General features: G+C 71.6%; 13 protein-coding genes. 10 read left to right on the forward strand and 3 right to left on the reverse strand.

All coding sequences use genetic code 11. The features are described 5' to 3' along the window. The first annotated feature begins 85 nt into the window (after window positions 1-85). From ACZ56U_RS32875 to ACZ56U_RS32910, 8 genes are all read left to right on the forward strand, one after another. Entirely contained in the window at window positions 86-1,543 is a 1,458-nt protein-coding gene (locus ACZ56U_RS32875; protein ID WP_469087577.1) for a menaquinone biosynthesis decarboxylase, read from the forward strand. Further along, entirely contained in the window at window positions 1,540-2,442 is a 903-nt protein-coding gene (gene mqnP, locus ACZ56U_RS32880; RefSeq protein ID WP_469087578.1) for a menaquinone biosynthesis prenyltransferase MqnP, read from the forward strand. The genes ACZ56U_RS32875 and mqnP overlap by 4 nt, the downstream gene beginning before the upstream one ends. 106 nt (window positions 2,443-2,548) lie before the next feature. Beyond that, window positions 2,549-3,238 carry a UbiX family flavin prenyltransferase gene (locus ACZ56U_RS32885; RefSeq protein ID WP_469087579.1) on the forward strand — a complete coding sequence of 230 codons (690 nt, stop codon included), beginning with the start codon at window positions 2,549-2,551 and terminating at the stop codon, window positions 3,236-3,238. Between the two features lie 80 nt (window positions 3,239-3,318). Next, a complete protein-coding gene (locus ACZ56U_RS32890) occupies window positions 3,319-3,780 on the forward strand; it encodes an Lrp/AsnC family transcriptional regulator (protein ID WP_391240051.1) in 462 nt (153 codons plus the stop codon). A 74-nt stretch (window positions 3,781-3,854) separates the two neighbouring features. Then, window positions 3,855-5,018, forward strand: coding sequence for an aminofutalosine synthase MqnE (mqnE, locus tag ACZ56U_RS32895; protein ID WP_391240048.1), 1,164 nt, complete (start codon window positions 3,855-3,857; stop codon window positions 5,016-5,018). Between the two features lie 46 nt (window positions 5,019-5,064). Further along, window positions 5,065-5,586 (forward strand): GNAT family N-acetyltransferase, encoded by a 522-nt coding sequence (locus ACZ56U_RS32900; RefSeq protein WP_469087580.1) that lies wholly within the window; start codon window positions 5,065-5,067, stop codon window positions 5,584-5,586. A gap of 139 nt (window positions 5,587-5,725) precedes the next feature. Next, on the forward strand, window positions 5,726-6,025 hold the full coding sequence (locus ACZ56U_RS32905; protein WP_391240042.1) for a DUF4229 domain-containing protein: 300 nt from the start codon (window positions 5,726-5,728) through the stop codon (window positions 6,023-6,025). 60 nt (window positions 6,026-6,085) lie between these two features. Beyond that, on the forward strand, window positions 6,086-6,736 hold the full coding sequence (locus tag ACZ56U_RS32910) for a TetR/AcrR family transcriptional regulator (protein ID WP_469087581.1): 651 nt from the start codon (window positions 6,086-6,088) through the stop codon (window positions 6,734-6,736). Here ACZ56U_RS32910 and ACZ56U_RS32915 read toward each other — a convergent pair. Together ACZ56U_RS32915 and ACZ56U_RS32920 are read right to left on the reverse strand one after the other, a co-directional pair. After that, window positions 6,718-7,587, reverse strand: a complete 870-nt coding sequence (locus ACZ56U_RS32915; RefSeq protein ID WP_469087700.1) for a MaoC family dehydratase — start codon at window positions 7,585-7,587, stop codon at window positions 6,718-6,720. The genes ACZ56U_RS32910 and ACZ56U_RS32915 overlap by 19 nt on opposite strands. Continuing rightward, window positions 7,584-8,849 (reverse strand): 3-oxoacyl-ACP reductase, encoded by a 1,266-nt coding sequence (locus tag ACZ56U_RS32920; protein ID WP_469087582.1) that lies wholly within the window; start codon window positions 8,847-8,849, stop codon window positions 7,584-7,586. Before ACZ56U_RS32920 ends, ACZ56U_RS32915 begins: the two co-directional genes overlap by 4 nt. Window positions 8,850-8,938: 89 nt before the next feature. Between ACZ56U_RS32920 and ACZ56U_RS32925 the strand changes: the two genes are divergently transcribed. Both ACZ56U_RS32925 and ACZ56U_RS32930 read left to right on the forward strand, forming a co-directional pair. Beyond that, on the forward strand, window positions 8,939-10,210 hold the full coding sequence (locus tag ACZ56U_RS32925) for an acetyl-CoA C-acetyltransferase (RefSeq protein WP_469087583.1): 1,272 nt from the start codon (window positions 8,939-8,941) through the stop codon (window positions 10,208-10,210). Between the two features lie 220 nt (window positions 10,211-10,430). Beyond that, window positions 10,431-12,350 (forward strand): AMP-dependent synthetase/ligase, encoded by a 1,920-nt coding sequence (locus ACZ56U_RS32930; protein ID WP_469087584.1) that lies wholly within the window; start codon window positions 10,431-10,433, stop codon window positions 12,348-12,350. A 129-nt stretch (window positions 12,351-12,479) separates the two neighbouring features. Here ACZ56U_RS32930 and ACZ56U_RS32935 read toward each other — a convergent pair whose 3' ends face one another. Next, a complete protein-coding gene (locus tag ACZ56U_RS32935; protein ID WP_469087585.1) occupies window positions 12,480-13,406 on the reverse strand; it encodes a LysR family transcriptional regulator in 927 nt (308 codons plus the stop codon). Window positions 13,407-13,440: the final 34 nt, after the last annotated feature.

Consider the following 13,440-nt stretch of genomic DNA (forward strand, 5'->3'; position numbering starts at 1 on the left):
GCCCTCTCCAGTGGAACGGTTGACGAGCCGGGGGCACGGCCCCCGGGTTCAGGCCCAGGGTAGCCGCTCGGGGATACTTGACCCCATGGCTTACGACGATCTTCGCTCCCTGCTCAGGGCACTGGAGCGCGAGGGCGACCTCAAGCGCATCAAAGCCGAGGTGGATCCGTACCTGGAGGTCGGGGAGATCGTCGACCGGGTCCAGAAGTCCGGAGGCCCGGCGCTGCTCTTCGAGAACGTGAAGGGCTCCGCGATGCCCCTCGCGATGAACGTCTTCGGGACCGACCGCCGGCTGCTGAAGGCGCTGGGCCTGAAGTCGTACGCCGAGATTTCCGAGAAGATCGGCGGCCTGCTCCGGCCCGAGCTGCCGCACGGCTTCGTGGGCGTGCGGGAGGCCTTCGGCAAGCTCGGCGCGATGGCGCACGTACCGCCGAAGAAGGTGAAGTCCGGGGCCGCCCCGGTGCAGGAGGTCGTCCTCACCGGCGACGACGTCGACCTCGACCAGCTCCCCGCCCTGTTCACCTGGCCGAAGGACGGCGGCTCCTTCTTCAACCTGGGCCTGACCCACACCAAGGACCCCGAGTCCGGCATCCGGAACCTGGGCCTGTACCGCCTCCAGCGCCACGACAAGCGCACCATCGGCATGCACTGGCAGATCCACAAGGACAGCCGCAACCACTACCAGGTCGCGGCGCGCCGGGGTGAGCGCCTCCCGGTCGCGATCGCCTTCGGCTGCCCGCCGGCCGTGTCGTACGCCTCCACGGCCCCGCTGCCCGGGGACATCGACGAGTACCTGTTCGCGGGCTTCCTCGCGGGCAAGCGGATCGAGATGGTCGACTGCAAGACGGTGCCGCTCCAGGTGCCGGCGCAGGCGGAGGTCGTGATCGAGGGCTGGCTGGAGCCGGGCGAGATGCTCCCCGAGGGGCCCTTCGGCGACCACACGGGCTTCTACACCCCGCAGGAACCCTTCCCGGCGCTGAAGATCGACTGTGTGACGATGCGCAAGCGCCCGCTGCTCCAGTCGATCGTGGTCGGCCGGCCCCCGACGGAGGACGGTCCGCTGGGTCGCGCGACCGAGCGCTTCTTCCTGCCGCTGCTGAAGATCATCGTCCCGGACATCGTGGACTACCACCTGCCCGAGGCGGGCGGCTTCCACAACTGCGCGATCGTCTCGATCGACAAGAAGTACCCCAAGCACGCCCAGAAGGTGATGCACGCGATCTGGGGCGCGCACATGATGTCCCTGACCAAGCTGATCGTGGTGGTCGACTCCGACTGCGACGTCCACGACCTGCACGAGGTCGCCTGGCGGGCTCTCGGCAACACGGACTACGCGCGCGACCTGTCGGTCGTCGAGGGCCCCGTCGACCATCTCGACCACGCCTCCTACCAGCAGTTCTGGGGCGGCAAGGCGGGGATCGACGCGACGAAGAAGTGGCCCGAGGAGGGCTACACCCGCGACGGAGGCTGGCCCGAGATGGTGCTGTCCGACCCGGAGACGGCGGCGAAGGTGGACCGCCGCTGGAAGGAGTACGGCCTGTGAGCAGCGCCTCCGCCGCGATCCCGCAGCCGGGACGCACGAAAGCCTTCCTGCGGCTGGTGATGATCGAGCACTCGATCTTCGCCCTGCCCTTCGCCTATATCGCCGCGCTCACCGCGATGTTCCAGATGGACAAGAACATCCACTGGGGCAAGCTGCTGCTGGTGACGGTCTGCATGGTCGGCCTGCGGACCTTCGCGATGGCCGTGAACCGGATCATCGACCGGGAGATCGACGCGCGGAACCCCCGCACGGCGCACCGTGAGCTGGTGACCGGCGCGATGTCGGTGAGGCACGCCTGGACCGGCGCGCTCGTCGCCGTCGTGGTCTTCCTGGGCTCGGCGGCGCTGCTGAACCCGCTGTGCCTGGCGCTGGCGCCGGTCGCGGTAGTACCGATGGTGGTCTACCCGTACGGCAAGCGGTTCACGAACTTCCCGCAGGCCATCCTCGGTATCGCCCAGGCCATGGGCCCGATCGGCGGCTGGCTGGCGATCACGGGCGAGTGGTCCTGGGACGCGGTCGTCCTGGGCCTCGCGGTCGGCATCTGGATCGGCGGTTTCGACCTGATCTACGCCTGCCAGGACGTCGAGACGGACCGCGAGGTCGGCGTCAGGTCGGTCCCGGCCCGCTTCGGCATCCCGGCGGCGATCTGGGGCGCCCGGGTGTGCCACACGCTGACGATGGCGCTGCTGGTCTGGTACGCGGTGGCGACCGACGCGGGCGGCTTCTTCTGGGTGGGGCTGATGATCGTCGCGGCGGCGTTCGTGTACGAGCACACCATCGTCCGCCCGCATGACCTGTCCCGCCTGAACAGGGCGTTCTTCAGCGTCAACGGGTTCATCGGGATCGCCCTGTTCGTGTGCGCGCTGCTGGATCTGCTGGTGCGCGGCCTCACGGTGTGAGCGCCGGACAGACCAGGAAAACCCACGACTCCTCGGCCCGGTACCGGAGATCGGTCCGACCCCCTTGACCCGTTCCCACCCTGCGACGCCGGATAGGCTCGGGGGTGTGAACCCAGTCAAGCCAGGAGAGACACGGCGTACGCCTTGGATCGTAGGGGTGTCCGGTGCCTCCGGCACCCCGTATGCCGCGTCCGTGCTGCGCGCCCTTCTCGACGCCGGCGAGAGCGTCGACCTGGTCGTCAGCAGGGCCTCACGGCTGACGCTCCTGGACGAGACGGGGATCTCCTTCAGGGACGCGCACTGGCGGGACGACCTGCGGGAATGGCTGGCCAGGGGGGCGGACGGCAAGCCGGGGAGCTTCGCCGTCGACGCCGCTGTGGACCGCGTGCGGTACTGGGCCGCCGGTGACCTCGCCGCGGGGCCGTCCTCGGGGTCGTACCCCGTGAAGGGGATGCTGATCGTGCCCGCCTCCACCGCCTGTGTGGCCGGGGTGGCGCTGGGACTGTCGAAGGACCTGCTCCAGCGTGCGGCGAGCGTGACCCTCAAGGAGGGGCGCAAGCTGGTGGTAGCCGTTCGGGAGACCCCGCTGAACGGCCAGACGCTCAGGCACCTGGTCACCCTGGACGACGCGGGCGCGACCGTGGTGCCCGCCTCGCCCGCCTTCTACGCGGGGGCGACCCACATCCAGGACCTGGTGGACTTCGTCGCCGGACGGGTCCTCGACGCGGCGGGTGTCGAGCACCGGCTCTACCGCCGCTGGAAGGGCGAGCTCGGCGGGGGGACGCGGGCGACGTGAACGCCGTCTGAGCACGTCGCAGCAGGTCAGCAGTACCTCTCATCACTTCGGGAACTTTTTCATCGGAAGGCTTCGATCGCATGGACGCGGTGGACAGGCAGCTCATCCAGGCCCTGAGGGAGAACGGCCGGGCCTCCTACGCGGAGCTGGGGCGCCTCGTCGGTCTGTCGGGACCCAGCGTCACCGACCGCATCAACCGGCTGGAGGCGGCCGGGGTCATCACCGGTTACCGGGCCACCGTCGACGCGGCCTCGCTCGGCCTCGGCGTCACCGCGCTGATCGGTATCTCGCTGTCCGACGCCGCCGACCACGAGGACGTGGCGCGCCGGATGAAGGACCTCAGCGAGATCGAGGACTGCTGGTTCATCGCCGGCGACGACTCGTTCATGCTCAAGGTGCGGGCCAATGACGTGGACGGCCTGGAGAAGATCATCCGGCGGCTCAGCGGGACCAAGGGCGTCTCCCGGACCCGTACCACCATCGTGCTCTCCACCAAGTGGGAGAACCGGGTCGGAGAACTGCCCGAAGAAGCGGGCGCGTAGGCCCGTACGGGGGTCCCCCCGCCCGGAAGGCGGGGGAGTACGGTTGGCGAAGGTTGTCGAGGAGAGGGACGAGCATGGACGTCGGGCTCAAGCGCGAGCTGGAGGAGAAGGTCCGCTCCGGCGAGCGGCTGACCCGCGAGGACGGTATCGCGCTGTACGCGTCGGACGACCTGGCCTGGCTCGGGGGTCTCGCGCACGAGGTGCGGACGCGGAAGAACGGCGACGTCGTCCACTTCAACGTCAACCGCCACCTCAACATGACCAACGTGTGCACCGCCTCCTGCGCCTACTGCTCCTTCCAGCGCAAGCCGGGCGAGAAGGACGCGTACACGATGCGCATCGAGGAGGCGGTGAAGCTCGCCAAGGGGATGGAGAGCGAGAACCTCACCGAGCTGCACATCGTCAACGGACTGCACCCGAACCTGCCGTGGCGCTATTACCCGCGCTCGCTGCGGGAGTTGAAGGCCGCCCTGCCGAACGTCTCGCTGAAGGCGTTCACGGCGACCGAGATCCACCACTTCGAGACGATCTCCGGGCTGAGCGCGAGCGAGATCCTCGACGAGCTGATCGACGCCGGTCTGGAGTCCCTCACCGGCGGCGGCGCGGAGATCTTCGACTGGGAGGTCCGCCAGCACATCGTGGACCACCGCACCCACTGGGAGGACTGGTCGCGGATCCACCGCCTGGCGCACGAGAAGGGCCTGAAGACCCCGTGCACCATGCTCTACGGCCACATCGAGGAGCCCCGGCACCGCGTCGACCACGTGCTGCGGCTGCGTGAGCTCCAGGACGAGACCGGCGGCTTCCAGGTCTTCATCCCGCTGCGGTACCAGCACGACTTCGTCGACGTGAAGGACGGCAAGGTCCGCAACCGGCTCCAGGCGCGCACCCAGATGGCGACCGGCGCGGAGGCGCTGAAGACCTTCGCGGTGTCGCGGCTGCTGTTCGACAACGTTCCGCACGTCAAGGTCTTCTGGGTGATGCACGGGGTGCAGACGGCTCAGCTGGCGCTGCTGCACGGTGCCGACGACATGGACGGCTCGGTCGTGGAGTACAAGATCACCCACGACGCGGACAACTTCGGCACCCCGAACAAGCTGACGCGTGAGGACCTGCTGGACCTGATCCGGGACGCGGGGTTCCGCCCGGTGGAGCGCAACACCCGGTACGAGGTGATCCGGGAGTACGACGGGCCCGACCCGGCGCGCCGGGAGGCACCCCAGCCGATGCGGGTGTGAGGGGACGCCCCGGGGCCGAGAGGCCGCCGATCTACACTCGGGGCCCATGGAGCTCACGTACCGCCTGGACCCCGACCTCACCCCTGACCTCCTCGACCAGCTGACCCACCTGTGGGTGGCCGTGAACAACGCGGGCGGGGCGGTCGGCTTCCCCGGTACGACGACGTACGAGGACGTACGCCCGGAGGTGGACCGTTACGCCGAGTCGACCGCGGCGGGCCGGCACCGGCTGCTCGCCGGGTTCGATCCGCAGGGCCGGCTGCGGGCCACCGCGTTCTTCGGGTTCAACGCGCACCGGCTCCAGAGCCACTACGCCTGGCTGTACACCGTGATGGTCGACCCGGTCCTCCAGGGCGGCGGTCACGGCCGGGCCCTGCTCGCCGAGGTGGAGACGCACGCCCGTAAGTTCGGGCTGGAGGCGCTGAAGCTGTCCTGCCGGGGCGGGCTGGGGCTGGAGCGGTTCTACGCCTCGGCGGGGTACAAGGAGGTCGGCCGGGTGCCGGGCGGGCTGCGGGTCTCCGCGGACGACTACCGGGACGACATCACGATGTGGCTCCCCCTGACCTGACACCCCTGGCCCGATACCCCCTGGCCCGCCACCTCCTGACCTGACACCCGCTGCAAGATCGCACAGCGGCCGTGCTTCACTGGAAGACGCCCTTGGGGAACTTTGGGACCTTTCAGCCGGAACGGAAGAGTGGATTGAGATGCTCCGCTACACACTGATGCGCCTCGGGATCTTCGTGGGCTGCCTCGTGGTCGTCTGGGGCCTCGTCCACGCCGGTGTCGCCCCGCGCGGCCTCGGCGACTCCAACGGCATGTGGATCGTCCTGCTCTCCCTGGTGATCTCCGCGCCCATCAGCTTCGTCGCCCTGCGCAAGGAGCGCGACCGCGCCTCGATCCAGATCGTCGAGAAGGTCGACCGGGTCAAGGCGAACCTGGACGCCAACCGCAGCCAGGAAGACATCGCCGACGACTCGGCACGGGCCCAGGGCCAGACGTCCTGAACGGCGTCGGGGAAGCACACGGCGTTCCCGCGTCCTGCCGGGCGGCTTAGTCTTGCCCCCATGGGTGCCGTGAAGACCAAGCGGATGCCGCGCGCGGTCCGTGAGCAGCAGATGCTGGACGCCGCCGTGGAGACCTTCGGGCGGCGCGGGTACATGGCCGCCTCGATGGACGAGATCGCCGAACTCGCCGGTGTCTCCAAGCCGTTGGTCTATCTGTACCTGAACTCGAAGGAAGACCTCTTCACCGCCTGCATCCGCCGGGAGGCCCTCGCCCTCACCGAGACGGTGCGCTCCGGTGTCCGTACCGACCAGCCCGCCGACCGCCAACTCTGGGACGGACTGCTGGCGTTCTTCACGCACACCGCCCGGCACCCGGCCGCCTGGTCCGTGCTGCACCTCCAGGCCCGCACGCACGGCGAGCCCTTCGCCGGTGAGGTCGCCGCGATGCGCGAGGAGATCGTCGCGTTCGTGACGCAGCTGATCGTGGTCGCCGCCCGTGAGGCCCACCGCGACCCGAACCTGCCCGAGCGGGAGGTCGCCGGGCTCGCCGAGGCCCTCGTGGGCGCCGCCGAGTCCCTGGCGGCCTGGGCCAACGCCACCCCGGGCGTCACCGCCAAGCAGGCGGCGGCGACGCTGATGAACTTCGCGTGGGCCGGGCTGGGCAACCTGATGGAGGGCCGCCCCTGGGTCCTTCAGGACATGAGCGGGTAGACGGACCCCTCCACATGGGTGCGCTCACCGCCCCGCAGTTCGAACCGCCTGCCCGCCGCCCCGTACGTCACCGTCCCCGGCAGCAGCACCGGCGCCCGGAACTCCGCCCGCACCAGGGCCGCCCGGGGCGTGCCGTGCGCGGCGAGACAGCGGGCCACCGTCCACATGCCGTGCGCGATGGCGCGCGGGAAGCCGAAGAGGCGGGCGGTGAGGGGGTGGAGGTGGATGGGGTTGCGGTCTCCGGACGCGGCGGCGTACCGGCGGCCGATGTCCCCGGCCAGCCGCCACTCGGCGACCGGGGGAAGGGGATCGTCCGTCACGGGGTCCGGCACGGAGTCCGGCACGGGACGCTCGGCAGGTGCGCCGCCCGCGGAGGTGCCGTGCCGTGCCAGATACGTGCTCCGCGACTCCCACACGACGTCCGACCCGATCCGCGCCTCGGTCACGACCCCGGCCTCGGTGCCGCGCCGGTGCGGTGCCAACCCGTCGACGTACACGGTGAGTTCGTAGGTCCCGGTGGCGGGCAGCGGCCGGTGCCGGGTGATCGTGATCGAGGTGTGGACGAGCCCGAGCAGCGGCAGCGGGAAGTCCCGGGCGCTCATCAGCCGCATGGCGAGGGGAAAGCCGAGCACATGCGGATACGTCACCGGCAGGGCGTCGTCGCCCGTGGCGAACCCGCACACCCGCTCGTAGGCCGCGAGGCGGGCCAGGTCGACCCGGACCCCGGGCAGGAGCAGCCGGGTGCGGGCGAACTCGGCGTCCGGGCGGGGCCGTTTGACGGGGGAGAGCAGGGCGCCGCGGGCGAGCAGGGGTGCGAGCGCGGGGGAGCGGGTGAGGACGACGGTCACTATGCCCCCAGCAGGCTCTGGCCGCAGACCCGTACGACCTGGCCGTTCACCGCGCCCGAGGCGGGGTGCGCGAGCCAGGCGGTGGTCTCGGCGACGTCGACGGGCAAGCCTCCTTGCGCGAGGGAGTTCATCCGGCGGCCCGCCTCGCGGATGAGCAGCGGGATCGCGGCGGTCATCGCCGTCTCGATGAACCCGGGTGCGACGGCGTTCACCGTGACCCCGTGCTCGGCGAGCGCGCGCGGCGCGAGCGAGCGCACCAGGCCGACCACGCCCGCCTTGCTCGCGCCGTAGTTGGTCTGCCCCGCGTTCCCGGCGAGCCCGGCGATGGAGGCGGTGGCGACGATCCGGCCGCCGTCGTTGACGGCCTTGGCCGCGAGCAGCGCGTCCGTGGTGCGCAGCACGCTCGCCAGGTTGACGTCGAGGACCGAACTCCAGCGTTCGGCGGGCATGTTGACCAGGCGCCGGTCGCGGGTGACGCCGGCGTTGTGGACCAGCACGTCGAGTCCGTCGGGGAGGGCGTCGGCGATCCGCGCTCCCGCGTCGGCGGCGGTGATGTCGAGCGCGAGGGCGATGCCGTCGAGGCGCTCGGCGAGTTCGCGGGCGTCCCGCTCGGCCTGCGGCACGTCCAGGACGACGACCCGCGCCCCGTCCCTGGCCAGCGTCTCGGCGACGGCCGCGCCGATGCCGCGGGCGGCGCCGGTGACGAGCGCGGTGCGGCCGGCGAAGGGGCGGTCCGGGTCGACGGTGACCGCCGGGGCCCTGCCGACCTCGATGACCTGGCCGCTGACGTAGGCGGACCTGGGGGAGAGGAGGAAGCGGAGGGTGGTCTCGGCGGCGGCGCGGTCGGTGAGCCGGACGAGGTTGACGGTCCTGCCGCGTCCGATCTCCTTGCCGAGCGAGCGGGTGAAGCCCTCCAGCGCCTGCTGGGCGGCGGCCTGGTGGTGGTCGTCGGGGTCGAGGGGCGCGCCGAGCACGACGACCCGGCCGCTCGCGGCGACGGACCTCACGACGGGGTGCAGGGCCGCGTGCACCCCGGCGAGGCCGTCGACGTCCCGGACGCCGGTGGCGTCGAGCACGACGGCGCGGGGGCTGCCGGTGGCGGGGGTGGCGGTCGCGCCCGCGGTGAGGTGGAGCACCGCGTCGCCGTCGAGGGCGGGTTGCCGCGGTGACCAGCGGCGCAGGGTCGCGGGCTGCGGCAGACCGAGTCGGCGGGTCAGGAAGCGGCCGGGCGCGGTGCCGGTGAAGCTCAGATAACGGTCGGGCATGGGCCGTCCCCCCACTCGGTCACAAATTCCTTACTCTGGAGTAAGGTTACCGGAGGTAATCCTATGTCACGCAGGAGGAGCAGGTCGAGATGAGCCCCCTTCCGGCGCCCGTGGCACGACGGGTCGCGATCATCGGCGGCACACGCGTGCCCTTCGCCCGCTCGGACGGCCCCTACGCCACCGCCTCCAACCAGGAGATGCTGACCGCGGTCCTGGACGGTCTGGTGGACCGGTTCGGCCTCCAGGAGCCGGGCGCGGTGGGCGAGTTCGTCGCCGGCGCGGTCCTCAAGCACAGCCGTGACTTCAACCTGGCCCGGGAGACGGTCCTCGGCTCGAAGCTGGCCCCGACGACCCCCGCGTACGACATCCAGCAGGCCTGCGGCACCGGCCTCCAGGCCGTAATCGCCGCCGCCAACAAGATCGCGCTCGGGCAGACCGAGTCGGCGGTCGCGGGCGGCGCGGACACGGCGAGCGACGCCCCGCTCGGCGTCAACGACCGACTGCGGCGGATCCTGCTGGAAGCCCGCCGGGCGAAGTCGGCGGGCGGCCGCCTGAAGGCGCTGACCCGCGTACGCCCCGCGCACCTGGTCCCCGACATCCCGCGCAACGCCGAGCCCCGCACCGGACTGTCGATGGGCGAGCACGCGGCGGTGACCGCCCGCGCCTGGAACGTCTCGCGCGCGGCGCAGGACGAACTCGCGGCGCGGAGCCACCAGCGGCTCGCGGCGGCGTACGACCGCGGCTTCTTCGAGGACCTGGTGGTGCCGTTCCGGGGCCTGGAACGCGACCAGAACCTGCGGCCCGGCTCGACGGTGGCGCAACTCGCCACGCTCAAGCCGGTGTTCGGCGTCGGTGAGCCCGACGCGACGATGACGGCCGGGAACTCCACCCCCCTGACCGACGGCGCCGCGCTCGTGCTGCTGGCCTCCGAGGAGTGGGCCGAGGCGAGGGGCCTGGAACCGCTGGCGTATCTGTCGGCGTACGAGACGGCGGCCGTGGACTTCGTGGACGGCGACGACGGCCTGCTGATGGCACCGGCCCACGCGGTGCCGCGCATGCTGGAACGGACCGGCCTCGGCATGGCCGACTTCGACCTCGTCGAGGTCCACGAGGCCTTCGCCTCACAGGTGCTGGCGACGCTCCAGGCGTGGGAGAAGGCGGGCCTGGCACCGGTGGACCCGGACCGGCTGAACGTGGCGGGCTCGTCGCTGGCGACCGGCCACCCGTTCGCGGCGACCGGCGCGCGGATCGTGGCCACCCTCGCGAAACTCCTCGCCGAGCGGGGCGGTTCGGGCCGTGGCCTGATCTCCGTCTGCGCCGCGGGCGGACAGGGGGTGACCGCGGTCCTGGAACGGCCGTGACCGGTGGCTGACAGAGATTCACGTTGCGTGAGAGGTTGCACAGACCCAGCCCCGGAGCACTGCCGAACCCTCACGAACCCGCCACCTGCACCTCCTAGGATCTCCGGTCTGACTGCCGGTAACCCCCTGAGCCGCACACAACCGGTGAACGCCCGGGTACGCGCGGCGCGTACCTATCCAGCGATGCGGTATCCAGCTGCGCGCGCCCCAGGAGCTGCCCATGTCGTCGTCCCACCCCTATGTCTCCGCGACCGACTACGACGGTGCGCCCGTGCTCGTGGAGCCGGAGATCAAGCGCTTGGACGGCGAGGTCCGGGAGGTGTCGGTGCCGCCGGTCGTGCCGGCCCTGACCCACGGCTCGCTCGCCGACCTGCCGTTCGACAACGCGGCCGCCGCCCCGCAGGACCGGGTGCTCAGCCGCCGCAGCGAGGACGGCGACTGGTCGGACGTGACGGCCGCCGAGTTCGCGGCCCAGGTACTGGCCCTGGCCAAGGGCCTGGTGTCGGAGGGCCTCCAGCCCGGCGACCGGATCGCCGTCATGGCCCGCACGATCTACGAGTGGACGCTGCTGGACTTCGCCGCCTGGGCCGCCGGCCTGGTCACCGTCCCCGTCTACCCCACGTCCTCGGTCTTCCAGACCCGCTGGATCCTCCAGGACTCGGGCGCGGTGGCCCTGGTGACGGAGACGGTCGCCCAGGCGTCGGCGCTCGGCCCCGAGCTCAACCGGCTGCCGGACCTGCGGCACCTGTGGGTGGTGGAGAAGGGCCATGTGGAGCGTCTCGCCGAGCTCGGGCAGGGTGTCGCCGACGCGGAGATCGACGTACGCCGGGGCATGCTCGGCCCCGACACCCTCGCCACGGTCATCTACACCTCCGGCACGACGGGCAGACCCAAGGGCTGCGCGATCTCGCACGGCAACTTCCTCGCCGAGGTCGACAACGCGATCGAGATCCTCCACCCGGTCTTCCGGTCCCGCTCGGACGAGGAACTGGCGACGCTCCTGTTCCTCCCCGTGTCCCATGTCTTCGGCCGCATGGTGGCGGTCGCGTGCGTCAGGGCCCGGGTCCGCCTCGGCCACGCGCCGAGCCTGAAGTCGGAGGACCTGCTGGGCGACCTGGCCAGCTTCAGGCCCACGTTCCTCCTGGTCATCCCGTACATGCTGGAGAAGGTCTTCAACAGCGCCCGGGCCAAGGCGGAACTCGCCGGCCGGGTCGCCGCCTTCGACCGCGCGGTCAGCGTCGCCGTCCGCCACGGCGAGGCGGTCGAGGCCCGCCAGTCGGGCACGGGCAGCGGCCCCGGCACGGCCCTGAAGACGGCCCGCGCCTTCTACGACCCCCTGGTCTACCGCCGCATCCGCAACGCCATGGGCGGCAGGGTCCGCCACATCATCAGCGGCGGCTCCCCCCTGGGCCGCACCCTGCACGCGTTCTTCGCGGGCGCGGGCATGGAGATCTACGAGGGCTACGGCCTCACGGAGTCGACGGGCGCCGCGACGGTCACCCCGCCGCTGAAGTCCCGTCTGGGCACGGTCGGCTGGCCCCTGCCCGGCACCCGCGTCCGGATCGCGGCGGACGGCGAGATCCTCCTGGCGGGCGGCCAGATCTTCCGCGGGTACTGGGACCCGAACGCGGGCGGGGTGACCCCGGCCACGACCGACGGCTGGTTCCCCACCGGTGACATCGGCAGCCTGGACGACGAGGGCTACCTGACGATCACCGGCCGCAAGAAGGAACTCCTCATCACGGCGGGCGGCAAGACGGTGGCCCCGGCTCCCCTGGAGAACTGGCTCCGCCAGCACCCCCTGATCTCCCAGTGCATGGTGGTGGGCGACCGCCGCCCCTACGTGGCAGCCCTCATCACCCTCGACATGGAGGGCATCACCCACTGGCGCCGGATGAACGGCAAACACCCGGTGCCCGCCGAACTCCTTCTGGACGACGACGAGTTGCGCGCCATCATCCAACGCGCGGTGGACGAGGCGAACAAGCTGGTCTCGCGTCCCGAGTCGATCCGCCGGTTCACCATCCTGCCGCGTGACTTCACCGAGGCGGGCGGCCATCTGACGCCGTCGATGAAGCTGCGGCGGGAGAGGGTGATGGAGGAGTTCACCGAGGACATCGAGGGGCTGTACGCGCGCTGAGAGCGGCGGACGCCGGGCGGCGGTGCCGAGGCGGTTGAGCGCTGAGGTGGCGGGCGTCGAGGCGGCTGGTGCCGGGGCGGCGGGTGCCGGGCACGGGAGCGGGGATCACGGCCGCGGGCGCCCGGGAACTCAACGTGGTCGCGGCGCACCCGCAGTAGGGGGCGGACGGCGGGGGTGGCGGCGTCGCCACTCCGCCACCGTGCCCGCGAACGCCCGAGCCGGTGGGCTGAGCGCGTCCCAGCGCCGTACGGCCCACCCCACGGGCAGCGGGGGCAGGCCCGGCAACGGGATCAGCCGCAGGTCCCCGGTCTCGGCCAGCCCCGGCAGCACCGGCACCATCGCCCGGCCCACCCCCAACTCGGCGAGCAGCAGGGCCGTGTCCCAGTCGGCGACGCTCGTGTCGTAGGCCAGGCGTACCCCCAACTCCGCGCACGCCGACTCCAGATGGGCCGCCGACGCCGAGTTCGGCGGCAGCCGTATCGGCCGTACGTCCGTCAGCTCGGCCGCCTCCAGGGCCTCCCGCTCGGCCAGCGGATCGCCGGCCCGCACCGCCAGCACCCACGGCAGCTCGGCCACCACCCGCTGCTCGATGCCCCGCACCGGCGGGCCGATCGTGATCCACGCCAGGTCCAGCGTCCCGTCGGCGAGCGCGTCGAAGCTTCCGCGTCCCGAACTCACCGTCCGGAACTCCAGGTTCACCCGGGGGTGGCGGCGGCGGAACTCGACCACCGCGTCGCCCATGAAGTGCCGTACGGTCGTCGCCCCGGTCGCCACCCGGACGAACCCGCTCGCCCCGTCGACCAGATCCCGCAACTGCCGTACAGCCAGGTCGAGTCCGAAGATGCCCTCGGCCGCCGCCGTCTCCAGGACCCGTCCCGCGGCCGTCGGCACGACACCCCGCGGCTGCCGTTCCAGCAGGGCGACCCCCGTCTCCCGCTCCAGCCGCCTCACATGCTGGCTGACGGCGGACTGGGTGCACCCCAGGTCACGGGCCACCGCACTCAGGCTCCCGGCCCGGCACACGGCCACGAACACCCGCAGGTCGTCGAGGGTCATACACCCAAGCTAACGCTTGGGTGCGGCTACAGAA

It is taken from the genome of Streptomyces sp. NPDC034103 (genome assembly GCF_055575395.1).